The 13,834-nt window shown below is 47.2% G+C and carries 14 protein-coding genes and 1 pseudogene; 13 read left to right on the forward strand and 2 right to left on the reverse strand.

The window, feature by feature from the left end:
* Positions 1 to 93 precede the first annotated feature (93 nt).
* The 8 genes from smc (at position 94) to trmD (ending at position 8,523) form a co-directional block, all read left to right on the forward strand.
* On the forward strand, positions 94 to 3,681 hold the full coding sequence (gene smc / locus AB4Y93_RS25090) for a chromosome segregation protein SMC (protein ID WP_441896092.1): 3,588 nt from the start codon (positions 94 to 96) through the stop codon (positions 3,679 to 3,681).
* A gap of 33 nt (positions 3,682 to 3,714) precedes the next feature.
* Complete coding sequence (gene ftsY / locus AB4Y93_RS25095) at positions 3,715 to 4,713, forward strand: signal recognition particle-docking protein FtsY (RefSeq protein WP_441896094.1); 999 nt, start codon at positions 3,715 to 3,717, stop codon at positions 4,711 to 4,713.
* Between the two features lie 115 nt (positions 4,714 to 4,828).
* Positions 4,829 to 5,230, forward strand: coding sequence for a YlxM family DNA-binding protein (gene ylxM, locus AB4Y93_RS25100; protein ID WP_208420513.1), 402 nt, complete (start codon positions 4,829 to 4,831; stop codon positions 5,228 to 5,230).
* Positions 5,217 to 6,605, forward strand: a complete 1,389-nt coding sequence (gene ffh, locus AB4Y93_RS25105) for a signal recognition particle protein (RefSeq protein ID WP_441896096.1) — start codon at positions 5,217 to 5,219, stop codon at positions 6,603 to 6,605. Before ylxM ends, ffh begins: the two co-directional genes overlap by 14 nt.
* Before the next feature lie 45 nt (positions 6,606 to 6,650).
* The gene (gene rpsP, locus AB4Y93_RS25110) at positions 6,651 to 6,923 is read left to right on the forward strand and encodes a 30S ribosomal protein S16 (protein ID WP_441896098.1); all 273 of its coding nucleotides are present in this window, start codon (positions 6,651 to 6,653) and stop codon (positions 6,921 to 6,923) included.
* Positions 6,924 to 6,948: 25 nt separating this feature from the next.
* Positions 6,949 to 7,179: a KH domain-containing protein gene (locus AB4Y93_RS25115; RefSeq protein ID WP_091181527.1), complete on the forward strand. Its 231-nt coding sequence runs from the start codon at positions 6,949 to 6,951 to the stop codon at positions 7,177 to 7,179.
* Positions 7,180 to 7,252: 73 nt separating this feature from the next.
* On the forward strand, positions 7,253 to 7,774 hold the full coding sequence (gene rimM / locus AB4Y93_RS25120; RefSeq protein ID WP_441896100.1) for a ribosome maturation factor RimM: 522 nt from the start codon (positions 7,253 to 7,255) through the stop codon (positions 7,772 to 7,774).
* Between the two features lie 2 nt (positions 7,775 to 7,776).
* Positions 7,777 to 8,523 (forward strand): tRNA (guanosine(37)-N1)-methyltransferase TrmD, encoded by a 747-nt coding sequence (gene trmD, locus AB4Y93_RS25125; protein WP_441896102.1) that lies wholly within the window; start codon positions 7,777 to 7,779, stop codon positions 8,521 to 8,523.
* 459 nt (positions 8,524 to 8,982) lie between these two features.
* Here trmD and AB4Y93_RS25130 read toward each other — a convergent pair whose 3' ends face one another.
* Positions 8,983 to 9,258 carry a hypothetical protein gene (locus AB4Y93_RS25130; RefSeq protein ID WP_441896104.1) on the reverse strand — a complete coding sequence of 92 codons (276 nt, stop codon included), beginning with the start codon at positions 9,256 to 9,258 and terminating at the stop codon, positions 8,983 to 8,985.
* A gap of 141 nt (positions 9,259 to 9,399) precedes the next feature.
* Positions 9,400 to 9,963 carry a C1q-like domain-containing protein gene (locus AB4Y93_RS25135; RefSeq protein ID WP_441896106.1) on the reverse strand — a complete coding sequence of 188 codons (564 nt, stop codon included), beginning with the start codon at positions 9,961 to 9,963 and terminating at the stop codon, positions 9,400 to 9,402.
* Positions 9,964 to 10,295: 332 nt separating this feature from the next.
* On the opposite strand from AB4Y93_RS25135, the gene rplS reads away from it, so the two are divergent.
* From rplS to AB4Y93_RS25160, 5 genes and pseudogenes are all read left to right on the forward strand, one after another.
* Positions 10,296 to 10,637, forward strand: a complete 342-nt coding sequence (rplS, locus tag AB4Y93_RS25140) for a 50S ribosomal protein L19 (RefSeq protein WP_167280775.1) — start codon at positions 10,296 to 10,298, stop codon at positions 10,635 to 10,637.
* A gap of 105 nt (positions 10,638 to 10,742) precedes the next feature.
* A complete protein-coding gene (gene lepB, locus AB4Y93_RS25145) occupies positions 10,743 to 11,420 on the forward strand; it encodes a signal peptidase I (RefSeq protein ID WP_441896108.1) in 678 nt (225 codons plus the stop codon).
* Between the two features lie 20 nt (positions 11,421 to 11,440).
* Positions 11,441 to 12,331, forward strand: coding sequence for a ribosome biogenesis GTPase YlqF (gene ylqF / locus AB4Y93_RS25150; RefSeq protein ID WP_441896109.1), 891 nt, complete (start codon positions 11,441 to 11,443; stop codon positions 12,329 to 12,331).
* Between the two features lie 5 nt (positions 12,332 to 12,336).
* On the forward strand, positions 12,337 to 12,948 hold the full coding sequence (locus AB4Y93_RS25155) for a ribonuclease HII (RefSeq protein ID WP_441896111.1): 612 nt from the start codon (positions 12,337 to 12,339) through the stop codon (positions 12,946 to 12,948).
* 200 nt (positions 12,949 to 13,148) lie between these two features.
* A pseudogene (locus AB4Y93_RS25160) lies at positions 13,149 to 13,834 on the forward strand (hypothetical protein); the annotation flags it as partial.

Raw genomic sequence — 13,834 nt, forward strand, 5'->3', positions numbered from 1 at the left:
TTGATTGTTAAAAGGGTGAATTTCCGCATGAGTAAAGGGATTACGAGCCCTCTCTAGTTGTGTTACAATAGGCGGTGAGGTGAAAGCCAGTATATGTTTCTGAAACGAATAGAATTAGCAGGATTTAAATCATTTGCCGACAAGACGGAGATGGAGTTCGTTACCGGCATTACGGCTGTTGTTGGACCTAATGGCAGCGGTAAAAGTAATATATCGGACGGTATCCGCTGGGTGCTGGGCGAACAAAGTGCAAAAAGCCTTCGCGGCGGCAAGATGGAAGATATTATTTTTGCCGGAAGTGATGCACGTAAGGCAGTTAACTATGGTGAAGTATCGCTGACGCTCGATAATGGTGATGGGGCGCTGCCGCTTGAATATAACGAAGTGACGGTAACCCGCCGAGTCCATCGGAGCGGTGATAGTGAATATATGATTAACAAGCAGTCGTGCCGATTGAAAGATATTACCGAGCTGTTCATGGATACGGGTATCGGTAAGGAAGCATATTCGATTATCGGACAAGGCCGGATCGAGGAAATATTGAGTACCCGGTCTGAGGATCGCCGCGGGATATTCGAAGAAGCTTCAGGCATTGTGAAATATAAATCACGTAAACGTGAAGCACAGCGCAAGCTGGAGGACACCGAGAATAATTTGCTGCGTATTCACGACCTTGTAACTGAATTGGAAGACCAGGTCGAGCCTCTTCGTGTGCAATCGGAGAAAGCGATTCATTTCAAGCAATTAAGAGAACAGCTCAAAACGCAAGAGATTTCGATGTACGTACATAATATTGAGAATGTGTACGGTTCATGGTCGGAGGCCAATAACAAGCTTGAACGACTTAAGCGCGAACAGCTTGAACTCTCCACGGTCGTCAGCAAGCATGATGCTCATTTGGAAAAGGACCGCCAGGCGCTTCGCGAGCTGGAGGAAGCACTGGACCAGCTGCATGAGGCTATGCTGCAATATAGTGAAGAATATGAGAAATGCGAAGGGTTCGGGGAAGTTCTTAAAGAACGGAAGAAGAACCTGGAGCAGAATAAACGGCAGTTAGAAGAGACAATTGCTGCTCATGATGAGCGAATAGCTGCATTAACGAGCGAGGAAGCGGAATTCCGTAATCGGGCTGCTGTTTTAGAGCTTCAACTGGCGGATTTCAAGCAAAAGCTTTCCGTTGAAGAGGCTAATCTCATTGGCGTTGCTGGCGGGACCGCGGTAGATGCGGAAGAAATGCTGAAGGGCGAGCTGCTTGAGGTGCTTAGCACAATGGCACAGCTGCGTAACGAAATTCGTTATGCCGCTCAGCAGCAGGAAGCTGTTCAGCGCCGAATGGAGCGTTTGAGCGATGAAGAGGCCAAGTGGTCGGATCAGCGCAGAAAGCTGACGGCTCGCAAGGCTGAGCTGGAGAAACAGCTGGAAGCAACGCTAGATGCGATTTCCAAAGCGCGTACGAAGTATATTGATGAAGCGGAAAAGGCTAAGGAGTTTGGCCAAATAGCAGAGGACGCTACGGCTGCGCTTCGCAAATGGGAGCAAAAGCTGGATGCACAAACCTCGCGCCGCGATACAATGAAAGAAATGCAAGACGCTCTAGATGGCTTTATGCATGGTGTTCGTGAGGTGCTTAAATCCTCTCGCCGTTCCTCTGGTTCCGGCGGCATTAGTGGTGTACATGGTGCAGTTGCCGAGCTTGTCCGTGTGCCGGAAAGAATTGAGACTGCTGTAGAGACCGCATTGGGCGGCGCGTTGCAGCATATCGTTATGGAAGATGAGAAGTCAGCTCGTGCCGCGATTGCCTTCTTGAAACAGCGTCAACTTGGACGAGCAACGTTCCTGCCTCTTGATGTCATTCGTAGCAGACAAGTGCCTGAACATGATAAACGGATGGCTGAATCAGTAGACGGCTTTGTTGGAGTGGCTGCAGAGCTTGTTACCTGCGAGCCGCAATACCAAGCAATTATCAATAACCTCTTAGGCAATGTCCTTCTTGCCGAGACGTTGGAGCAGGCGAACCGTATTGCATCCAAATGCCAATATCGTTACCGGGTCGTTACGCTTGAGGGCGATGTGGTAAACGCAGGTGGTTCCATGACTGGCGGCAGCCTTCAGAAGAAGGGAGCAAGTCTGTTAGGACGCCAGCGCCAGATCGAAGCATTGGATCAGGAAATTATAGAAGGCGAGAAAACAATCGCTCAACTGCGGGATAAGCTTAGCGACCTTCGTAAGGAGCAGTCAATCCGTTCGCAAAACATGGAGGAGCTCCGTTCACAATCTGAGCAGTATCGGATCGATGAGCAGCAGGTTCGTGCAGAGCTGCAGCAGTTGTCGAATGAAGCGAAGCATCTGAGTGAGCAAGAACAGTTGTTCACTGCAGACCGCAGCAATCACACAGCTGAGCAGCAATCGATGCAGACGATGGCCGAAGCGGCAGAGGTCCGTCTTGAGCAATTGACAGCGGATGAAGCTCGCCTGCAAGAGGCCATCAGGCTTGCTGAGGAACGCCGGAAAGCAAGTGAGACGGCGAAGGAAGAGCTTCAAGGCCAACTGACGGATTTGAAGATTTCCGTTGCGAAGACCGATCAAGAGAAGCAGTCCTTCGAGGATCAGGCTGCACGTGTTCGAGCAGATATTCAACGCGCCAAGCAGGAGCTATCCAGCTACCGCTCGCTGCTTAATCAGCAGGATGCGGAGCTGGAACGTCACAGTGAAGAGACCGTAACACAAATCGAACAGCTGAATCATTTGCGTCTGAAGAAGCAGGAATGTTCAGAGCAGACAGATCTGAAGCGTTCGGCTCGTGCGGATCGCGTACGTGAGCTGGAACAAGGCGAGAGTGATACGAAAGAACAACGTGGACAGCTTCGTGATGTTGAAGAGCAAATGCGGCAGACTGAGATTGCAGCAAACCGTCTGGATGTCGAGCTGGACAACCTTCTGCGCAAGCTAAGCGAAGAGTATGAACTGAGCTTTGAGCTAGCGAAGGAACAATATCCGGTTCCTGAAGACATCGTTGGAACGCAAAATGCTGTACGCGATATTAAACGTCAAATTACAGCACTTGGCGATGTGAACATGGGTGCAATCGAAGAGTATGAGCGGGTACGGGAACGGTTCGAATTCTTGACCGAGCAGAAGGATGACCTGGTAGAAGCAAAAACAACGCTGTATCAGGTTATCCGCGAGATGGATGAAGAAATGTCCAAACGGTTCAAAACGACGTTTGAACAGATTAGACGTCATTTCGTCGTCGTCTTCTCGAAGCTGTTTGGCGGAGGACGTGCCGATCTTGTGATGGTGGATCCGGAACGCGTGCTCGATACCGGGATTGATATCGTAGCCCAGCCTCCAGGTAAAAAGCTGCAAAATCTGCAGCTGTTATCCGGCGGAGAGCGGGCGCTTACTGCAATCGCGTTATTGTTCGCGATTTTGCAGGTGAAGCCAGTTCCGTTCTGTGTACTTGACGAGGTTGAAGCGGCGCTTGATGAAGCAAACGTTGCCCGTTTTGCCCAATACCTTCGTGAATTCTCCGAACTTACCCAGTTCATCGTGGTTACCCATCGGAAAGGTACGATGGAAGAAGCAGATGTGCTGTATGGGGTAACGATGGAGGAAGGCGGCGTATCGAAGCTCGTATCGGTCCGTCTAGAGGAGGATGCGGAGGAGCAGGAATCCGCGTAATATGCTGATATAGGATGGGGGACTTGAAACAGTATGAGTTTTTTCAAAAAGCTGAAGGAAAGTATTGCTTCGAAGACAGAAGCAGTAACAACGATATTTAAGGAAGGCCTGACAAAGACGCGTGTTGCGCTCGTTGAGAAGGTCGAAGAGCTAATTACTCGACGCAAGAAGATCGATGAAGAGTTCTATGAAGAGCTTGAGGAAATTCTCATCGGTGCGGATGTAGGCGTCAATACAGTTATGACACTGATTGACGAATTACGTACTGAAGTGAAGAAACGTAAAATTGAACAACCATCTGAGCTGCAGCCTGTTTTGTCTGAAAAGCTGGTAGGACTGCTTAAAGGTGAGTCGAATCCAGGCATCCAAATGGCGAAAAGCGGCATTACCGTTATTTTGTTCGTTGGTGTTAACGGTGTTGGTAAGACGACAACAATCGGAAAGCTGGCCCATAAATTCAAGAGCGAAGGCAAAAGCGTTCTGCTTGCTGCCGGCGATACGTTCCGCGCAGGTGCAATTGAACAGCTCGAAGTATGGGGACAACGAGTTGGTGTTGATGTGATTAAGCAGCAATCGGGGTCTGATCCAGCTGCCGTTATGTTCGATGCTGTTCAAGCAGCAAAGCAGCGTGGTGTTGATGTATTGCTGTGCGATACAGCAGGCCGTCTGCAGAACAAAACGAATCTGATGGAAGAGCTGAACAAAATTTTCCGCGTTATTCAACGTGAGATTCCGGATGCTCCACATGAAGTACTGCTCGTGCTTGATGCAACAACGGGCCAAAATGCGCTCAGCCAAGCGAAGCTGTTCGGCGAGAAGAGCGGCGTAACCGGCCTCGTATTAACGAAGCTGGATGGTACAGCGAAAGGCGGTATCGTTATTGCGATCCGCAATGAATTGAACCTTCCGGTGAAGCTTGTAGGACTCGGGGAGAAAATGACTGATCTGCAGGAATTTGACTCCGAGCAGTTCGTTCACGCCTTGTTCGCAGGGCTGATTCAGCGGGAAGATGAAGAGTCGGAATCGAATTAAACAAGTGACAAGGACAAATGCTTGACAGTGCTATCTGACTTCGTGTAAGATAAGAGTCGTTGTAACACTGTCAAGGCTATTTACTTGACGGACAATTCGAAAGGGGCGGAAGCTAATGACTATTCATGAACCGGATGCCCTTGCGAAGACAACTCGAATTAACTCGTTATTTGATTTCTACGAACCGCTTCTTACTGAGAAGCAGCGGACTTTCTTGAAATATTACTTCCATGATGATTACTCGCTCGGCGAGATCGCCGCTGAATCTGGCATAAGCAGACAAGCGGTGTATGAACATGTGAAACGTGCAGAGCAAGTGCTTGAAAGCTATGAAGGGAAACTTATGCTTCTAGCCAAGTATGAAGCGATGCAAAAGCTGGCTGAAGAGCTGGAACGTAAAGTAGCTGCATTGCCGATAGACAACGTATTTAAGCAAAAGCTGCTTGATGATATTGAACAATTAACGAAGACGGAATATATAGATGTGACGGAGGTGACGAATCATGGCGGCATTTGAGAGCTTAACGAACCGATTACAAAACGTGTTCAGCAAGCTGAGAGGCAAAGGTAAAGTATCGGAAGAAGATTTGAACGAAGCAATGCGCGAAGTACGGCTTGCCTTGCTCGAAGCGGACGTTAACTTTAAAGTTGTCAAAGATTTTATTGCCAAAGTGAAAGAGAAGGCGCTTGGCCTCGATGTTTCGAAGAGCTTTACGCCTGGCATGGTCGTCATCGACATCGTTAATAAAGAGTTAACGGAATTGATGGGCGGTACACAAAGTAAGCTTGCAAAAGCGAACAAGCCTCCAACAGTTATTATGATGGTTGGTTTGCAAGGTGCCGGTAAGACAACGACAACAGGCAAGCTGGCAAAGTTGCTTCAAAAGAGCAATCACAAGCCGCTCCTGGTTGCCTGTGACATTTATCGTCCTGCTGCGATTAAGCAGCTTCAAGTACTCGGAGAACAGATCGATGCTCCAGTATTCTCCTTGGGAGATCAAACTACTCCAGTGGAGATTGCAAAAGCTGGTCTGGCGCATGCCAAGGAAAATCACAATGATTATGTGATCTTCGATACTGCCGGGAGGCTGCATATTGATGAAATTTTGATGGAAGAGCTTAAACAAATTCATCAAAATGTTAATCCTGACGAAGTATTGCTCGTTGTTGATGCAATGACTGGTCAAGATGCGGTCAACGTAGCGCAAAGCTTCCATGAGCAGCTTGAGCTGACAGGTGTTGTACTGACGAAGCTGGACGGCGATACACGCGGCGGTGCTGCGTTGTCTGTCAAAGCAGTAACCGGCAAGCCGATCAAATTCGCTGCAATGGGCGAGAAGATTGATGCGCTCGAGCCGTTCCATCCAGACCGGATGGCATCCCGTATCCTCGGGATGGGTGATATGCTGTCTCTGATCGAGAAGGCGCAAATGAATATTGATGCCGATAAAGCGGCAGAGATGGAACGAAAAATGCGAACGGCCGAATTTACATTCGACGACTTCCTCGAACAGATGGCTCAGATCCGGAAGCTTGGTCCACTCGATCAACTGATGGATATGCTGCCTGGCATGAACAAGATGAAGGGCAACATGAAGGATATGAAAGTGGACGAGAAGCAAATCAACCGCGTTGAAGCGATTGTCCGCTCGATGACAAAAGCAGAGAAGCAAAAGCCGGAACTGCTTAATCACAGCCGCCGTAAGCGTGTTGCAGCAGGCAGTGGAACATCCATAACGGAAGTAAATCGCCTTATCAAGCAGTTCGAAGATATGCGCAAGATGATGAAGCAATTCTCATCGATGATGGGTCCAAAGGGACCTAAAGGCGGCATGAAAGGCTTGAAGGGTATGCTTGGCAAAGGCGGCAAAGGGATGAAGTTCCCTTTTTAAGCCATACAAAACATAGATTTGATTAAATGAAGGAGGTGAATTTCCATGGCAGTACGTATTCGTCTGAAACGTATGGGTGCTCATAAAGCCCCATTCTACCGCGTTGTCGTTTCTAACTCCCGTTCCCCACGTGACGGTCGCTTTATCGAAGAAATCGGTACTTACAACCCGGTTACACAACCGGCTCAAGTAACGATTGATGAAGAGAAAGCATTGAAATGGCTGCAAACAGGAGCTCAAGCTTCTGATACAGTTCGCGACTTGCTTTCCAAAGCAGGTGTCCTGAAAAAGTTCCATGAGCTTAAGCAACAGAAATAACTGTTGAATAGCGGAGGGCCTTGAAATGAAAGAATTGATTCTTGTCATCGCAAAGGCGTTAGTGGATCATCCAGAGGACGTGCGCGTTAATGAGAGAGATGATGATCGTGGTACGGTGTACGAGCTGTCGGTCCATGCTGATGATATCGGTAAGGTAATTGGCAAGCAGGGGCGGATTGCGAAAGCCATTCGTGCCGTCGTTACATCCGCGGCCATCAAATCCCAGAAACGCGTTATCGTAGACATCATATCGTAAACACATACGATGCAGGGTTAGGATAATTATCCTAGCCCTTTTTCGTACAAATATAGATAGGTGGGTACAGACTATGAGTAACAACAAATGGTTTACTGTCGGCAAGCTGGTCAATACCCATGGTCTTCGTGGCGAAGTGAAAGTATTGTCGCAGACAGATTTTGCTGATATACGCTTTGCTCCAGGCAACAAATTATCGCTTCAAAACATGGATAATGGACAGAAGCTGGAAGTAGAAATCGTTAGTTCCCGTGAACAAAAGGGTATGTTTGTCTTGAAGCTTAAAGGCTTCAACGATATTAATGAAGTTGAGAAGTATAAAGGCTGGCTATTAAAGGTTGAAGAAACGGACCTTGAGAAGCTGGATGAAGGCGAGTACTACTATCATGAAATCATTGGCTGCCGCGTTGTAACTGAAGAAGGCGAAGAGCTAGGGACGATCACTGAAATATTGCGTCCTGGCGCGAATGATGTGTGGGTTGTGGAACAGCCGAAGCGTAAGGAACTACTATTGCCGGTTATTGATGATGTCCTGCTGAATGTCGATGTAGCAAACAAAACGGTTACTGTTCGTTTATTGGAAGGGCTGATCTAATAATGCGTATTGATGTGCTGACGCTGTTCCCGGATATGTTCGATGGCGTATTTGGCGCAAGCATCCTAGGTAAAGCACGAGATAAAGGAATCGTATCACTTGAAGCGATTAACTTCCGTGATTATTCTAATAATAAGCATAACACCGTGGATGACTATCCTTACGGAGGCGGCGGCGGGATGGTGCTTAAGGCTGAGCCGGTCTTTGGAGCTGTAGAGGATCTGATGGCCAAGAAGGAAGGCGGAGCCCGCCCCCGTGTCATTCTGATGTGCCCACAAGGCGAATCCTTCACGCAGAAGAAAGCGGAGGAGCTGTCGAAGGAAGAGCATCTTGTGCTGATCTGCGGCCACTATGAGGGGTATGATGAACGTATCCGCGAGTTTTTGGTGACCGATGAGTTATCCATTGGTGATTATGTATTAACTGGCGGAGAAATTCCTGCTATGACAGTCATAGACAGCGTTGTCCGGCTGCTCCCCGGTGTTCTAGGGAATGAGTCATCGGCTGTGACGGACTCATACAGCACAGGCCTACTGGAGTATCCGCATTACACCCGTCCAGCGGTATTCAGAGACTGGGAAGTGCCAGAGGTACTCATATCTGGCAATCATGCGAAGATTGATGCCTGGAGACGTGAGCAATCGCTTCTGCGTACGCTGAAGCGCCGTCCTGACCTGCTTGAGAATGCAGAGCTTACGGATAAGGAACGCAAATGGCTAGCTGCACAGAAACGAGAACAAACCCCATAAAAAAGAACCGTCGCACAGCCATTAGGCCGAGCAGGCGGTTCTTTCTTTCGTTGCTCATTAACTGTGATGGCAATTGAAACTTGTGAAGAAGCAACCGGAGTGGAACCAAAGAATACAAAATACTACTCGCGTTACTGTGTTAGCCATTATCGCTTAGAATTGATTAGATACGATACATTCACAGATTTTTTGGCTTTCACATTGCCTTTAGCAGTCGTTTTGACCGAGCATTTGGTTTTGACTGCTTGTCTTTTAATTGGCATTGCTCTTTGCCTCCATCTATTACCCATTAACGAATTCTTTTTCCCTTAAATCGAGTTAAACATCCTTTAAGGATTAAGCCACCGGATACATGAGAGGAAGCGGATAATTGTACCTTGTCACCCTTTCGAAGTCGTTTAACAGCTGCTGCAGTAATAAACTCACGATCCGCGTTGATAACTTTACTACCAGCAAAGATTACAATATCATTGACTGTAAGAAGTAAAATGACTTCATCAGGCTCTTTGATCCTCTTTTGTAAAGGATGCTTCCAAATAGGGAGTAAACACCATCATGTTTGGGAGTAAAGGTAGAAGTGGCAGGATTATATTCTTTTCCAAGATCAAGGATTTTTTTGCCATATCTTACGGTTACACCAAATTCAGGTCTGCCAATAGATTGATTTTGATCAGAAATAGCTTTAAAAGCTGATTTGAATTTACGAGGTATGCATTTTGATTTACGGATTGTCATAAGAACAAACCTCCTTTCCTTACAAAATCTATTGCTGAACCTGCAATACATTAATGTATGGGGGAGTCCATTTACTAGAAACGGCTTCAGTGGAGAGAACTATTAAATAGGCTTTACGATATACAACAAAGAATCAGTTGATTAACGGACTCTGAAGCCTTCGAATCGTGTACCAGTACCAGAAAAAATAAAGCCGTCAGCAGTTACTCTAATAACAACTTGAACGGTATCCCCTTTACTAAGTTTGACTACACCTGTTGTGAGCACAATCCCACTTCCTGAGCTTAACGTTTCTATAACAGGGATCTGTACTTCATCGTTAACTAATATAACAAGAGTTACTGTCACAGGAGTTACTGGTTCAGTACCGTAGTTGACAGTTGCAGAGAAGTTATAAATTCCTTTTTGTTTGGCAGTGAAAGTTGATGTCGCTGGATTGTACTCATTTCCTAAGTCAAATACCTCTTGGCTATAGATAACCTGTGGTACAGTGGTGGAGATGATGGTTTGAAATTGGTTGGAGACTGCTCGGAAAGCAGATTTTCGAAAACTTCTAGTTTTTTTATACGTGGATCTTTTTTTGCGGTAGAGACTTGTTGATGCACGTTTGACACCTTTTGCCTTGATGGTGTTAGCTACAATGTTCTTCGACTTGCTTTTGACATTACTCTTGCTAATCTTTTTTATAGTCTTTTTTATAGTCATCACATAACCCCATTTCATTCAGCTTCATGGTTATTATATGAAAGAGAACATTTCATAGAGACGGCGATAGCGGGTAGTCTATGAAATAGGCAGTTAATGGCATCACGATCGAAGTGTAGGGTGGAGTTTGAAAGAGATCGCTTTTGGATATACTGATTGGTACTAGGGAAGTTCGTGTTTTGGAATAAAAGAGGTTGAAAAAAGTTGTACGCTGTGTTAAAATTTCAAATGTTGTACGTATTAATCGGACGGTCCGCTAATAGTGATGACGCTGTTCACTAGGAACAGTAAGAGCTGTTAAGAACGTCTATGGTGGAAGGAGTGAAACAAAGATGAATCTTTTACAAACGATTGCACAAGAACAGCTTCGTCAAGATCTTCCTAATTTTCGTCCAGGTGACACGTTGAAAGTACACGTTAAAGTTATCGAGGGCTCGCGTGAGCGGATTCAGTTGTTCGAAGGCGTTGTAATTAAACGTCGCGGCGGCGGAATCAGCGAAACGTTTACGGTTCGTAAAATCTCGTACGGTGTTGGTGTGGAAAGAACTTTCCCACTGCATTCGCCTAAACTCGAGAAAATCGAAGTGGCTCGTCGCGGTAAAGTACGTCGCGCGAAACTGTACTACCTTCGCGAACTGCGCGGTAAAGCTGCAAGAATTAAAGAAATTCGTTAAGATCAAACGACAAGAGGGGCTTGCTCAAACAAGCTCCTTTTCGTTATTTTGGCATGACTTGCTATGTACGAATAGGGACACTATAGATAGAAAGAAGGCGTACTGGTGAATTCACAACAGCATAATGAAGACTCGAATCAGCAATCGGAAGTAATCGATGGAACTGTACTGAATACATCAGGACCGACTGACGCAAAAAAGGGCGGACGTGCCTACAAGGAAATTGTAGACTGGATTAAGGCGCTCGCTATTGCGGTTATTCTTGTGTTTATTATCCGTACGTTTCTGTTCTCGCCTTTTATTGTGGAAGGACCATCTATGGAGCCTAACTTCTATACGGGTGAACGCCTCATCGTGAATAAACTCATATTCAAATTGCGCGAACCTCATCATGGAGAAGTTGTTGTCTTCCATGTGCCGGATCAAGGCAGAGACTTCATTAAACGGGTCATCGGTGTACCTGGTGATACGCTTAAGGTAGTTGGAGACGATGTCTTCGTCAATGATCAGAAGGTTGATGAGCCTTACATTAAAGAAGCAATTGAAGCTGCACATGCGAGTGGAGAACTCTATAACACAGGACCTGACTTCCCGAATTCAAATGTTTCGGAATCGGTTGTACCTGACGGAAAAATCTTCGCTATGGGTGATCATCGCGGTAACAGTCAAGACAGCCGTGATATTGGCTTCGTGTCTGAAAAAGAAATTATCGGCAGGGCAGATGCTATGTTCTGGCCATTAAATAAAATTAGCATCATTAAGCACTATAAAGTGCACTGGTAATGCTGCAATGAGGTGAGGAAATGACCATTCAATGGTTTCCCGGTCATATGACCCGGGCAAAACGGCAAATACAAGCGAAGTTAAAACTAATCGATATTGCCATTGAGCTATTGGATGCGCGTGTTCCGCTTTCCAGCCGTAATCCTATGGTTGATGAGATTTTGAGCGGCAAGCCGCGGCTGATTGTTTTGAATAAGTCGGATCTAGCTGATCCGAAGGTCACAGAGCAATGGATCGAATATTTTAAATACGAAGGTCATGAGACGGTAGCAGTCGATTCGTCAACAGGAACGCGTGTTGGAGACATTCCAATGAAGGCGAAGGAAATCCTGAAGGAGAAAATCGATCGCCAGTTGTCAAAAGGGATGAACCCTCGCGCAATGCGTGGATTGATTGTTGGTATTCCGAATGTTGGTAAATCTACGCTGATTAATCGTTTGGCTGGACGTAATATTGCTATTACAGGCGATCGGCCGGGGGTAACGAAAGGCCAGCAGTGGATTAAAACGAACTATGAGATGGACTTGCTAGATACACCGGGTATTTTGTGGCCGAAATTCGAAGACGAGCTAGTTGGCTTCCGCCTTGCGATGACAGGTGCAATAAGAGAGCAAATCCTGAACGTGGAAGACATCGCGTTCTTTGCGGTTCGTGAGCTTGCTGAGCGATATTGGCCGGCTTTGAAGGAACGATTCGAGCTCGACACACCGCCTACTGATGCGACAGATTCAGATGAGGTCGTTCGGATCATGGAAGATATCGGACGCCGCAGAGGATGTCTGGTGAGCGGAGGACATGTTGACCTGGAGAAAGCATCCGGCATTATTTTACGGGAGCTTCGTGCAGGTAAGCTTGGACGTATTACGCTGGAAGCGCCATTCCCGGCAGCAGCAGGAAGACCGGGGGAGTAGAGAACGTGCTGGAATATGAACAGAGGTTATGGGAAGAGGGATACTCTGCGATTGCCGGCGTTGATGAGGTAGGAAGAGGCTGCTTATTCGGTGATGTAGTAGCAGCTGCGGTTATTTTACCACCTCATCTCATACTTGAAGGTGTCAATGACTCCAAGAAGCTGTCCGAGAAAAAGCGGAATCAGCTGTATGAGGTTATAGTCGATCAAAGTATTGCTTGGGCTGCGGCTCGAGTAGATGCGGAGACGATTGACCGGATTAACATTAAGCAGGCGGCAAGGCTTGCGATGAAAATCGCGCTGGAATCGCTGAAGGCAGAGCCGGATTATTTGCTAGTTGATGCTGAGAAGGTAGATATGCCTAAGCCACAGCTTGCGATCATTAAGGGCGATGCGACAAGCCAGACAATTGCTGCCGCTTCGATTATTGCCAAGGTGACAAGAGACCGATTATGCGAGAACGAGTGGGAGCAATTATATCCGGAGTATGGTATTGCGATACATAAAGGTTATGCGACAAAGCTGCATCGGGAGCGGCTGCTTGAATACGGAGCAAGTCCGCTTCACCGCAAGTCTTTCATGGGTAAAATTTTTGTAGAACAACAACAGCTATTTTAAATTCCTTATAACGATATATGAACAGCGTATTGCTTGAATTTGAGCTATACGCTGTTTTTTTGTGCAAATAACAGGTTATAGAGCGACTTATTCAAATAATGATGGTTGACCGTTCTTCAATGGATGTAGGAAAAAGCCGATATAGGGAGTAGTGGAATAATCGTGCGTAAGCATCATGCGACAGCGAAAGAGGTGAACGTATGAACATTGGGCAATTGGTAAGGGGCCTGCTTGGCGAGTCGGCAGGAAGCGGAGATAACCGTAAGCTGGAGCTAAAGCCAGGACAGGTTGTTCGTGGTGTTGTCTTACAGCTGTTAGAAAATAACGAAGCAACCGTACAAATTAATGGTGTACAGGTAAGAGCTTACTTGGAGCTGCCTTTGGAGCCGGGAAAATTCGCGATGCTTCAGGTACAACCACAATCAACAGGCGGTCTACTTGTGTTGAAACAGGTTGAAAACCAGTCGGGCCTTGAGGATGCAATAAAAGAATGGGTAAAGCAAAGCGGGATGCCTGATGTGAAATGGGCGACCGATGTTATTAAGGATTTACGCAAAGATGGCGTAACCATGAATAAGGATACATTCATGGCTTTGCGTGCGGCGGCGGAGGCTATGCCGCCTGAGGCAGATGCTGAGCAGTGGATGCAGGCGGCAGCTGCGGGTGTGAAGCGTGGGCTGCCGATATCCGGCGGCACCGTTAGTGCGCTGCAGCAGGTCATGTTCGGGCGCCCAGCGCACGAACTGCTGGATGCACTGCAGCAGCAGCTGGTTGGCATCGCCGGCGAAGCATCCGGCGATGATGCGGGCGCAGCCCCTGCGCCGAGTGCGGGCGGCAGCAGCGTGCCGCAGACGCTGCCGCAGCTGGCCGCGCTGCCGCAGCTGGC

The sequence above is a fragment of the Paenibacillus sp. YAF4_2 genome (genome assembly GCF_052113225.1).
Classification (GTDB): domain Bacteria; phylum Bacillota; class Bacilli; order Paenibacillales; family Paenibacillaceae; genus Pristimantibacillus.

Bases quoted from the DNA above. Each gene is read 5' to 3' on its own strand.
- smc (WP_441896092.1), top strand. From the start codon at position 94: ATGTTTCTGAAACGAATAGAATTAGCAGGATTTAAATCATTTGCCGAC.
- ftsY (WP_441896094.1), top strand. From the start codon at position 3,715: ATGAGTTTTTTCAAAAAGCTGAAGGAAAGTATTGCTTCGAAGACAGAA.
- ylxM (WP_208420513.1), top strand. From the start codon at position 4,829: ATGACTATTCATGAACCGGATGCCCTTGCGAAGACAACTCGAATTAAC.
- ffh (WP_441896096.1), top strand. From the start codon at position 5,217: ATGGCGGCATTTGAGAGCTTAACGAACCGATTACAAAACGTGTTCAGC.
- rpsP (WP_441896098.1), top strand. From the start codon at position 6,651: ATGGCAGTACGTATTCGTCTGAAACGTATGGGTGCTCATAAAGCCCCA.
- AB4Y93_RS25115 (WP_091181527.1), top strand. From the start codon at position 6,949: ATGAAAGAATTGATTCTTGTCATCGCAAAGGCGTTAGTGGATCATCCA.
- rimM (WP_441896100.1), top strand. From the start codon at position 7,253: ATGAGTAACAACAAATGGTTTACTGTCGGCAAGCTGGTCAATACCCAT.
- trmD (WP_441896102.1), top strand. From the start codon at position 7,777: ATGCGTATTGATGTGCTGACGCTGTTCCCGGATATGTTCGATGGCGTA.
- AB4Y93_RS25130 (WP_441896104.1), bottom strand. From the start codon at position 9,258: ATGACAATCCGTAAATCAAAATGCATACCTCGTAAATTCAAATCAGCT.
- AB4Y93_RS25135 (WP_441896106.1), bottom strand. From the start codon at position 9,963: ATGACTATAAAAAAGACTATAAAAAAGATTAGCAAGAGTAATGTCAAA.
- rplS (WP_167280775.1), top strand. From the start codon at position 10,296: ATGAATCTTTTACAAACGATTGCACAAGAACAGCTTCGTCAAGATCTT.
- ylqF (WP_441896109.1), top strand. From the start codon at position 11,441: ATGACCATTCAATGGTTTCCCGGTCATATGACCCGGGCAAAACGGCAA.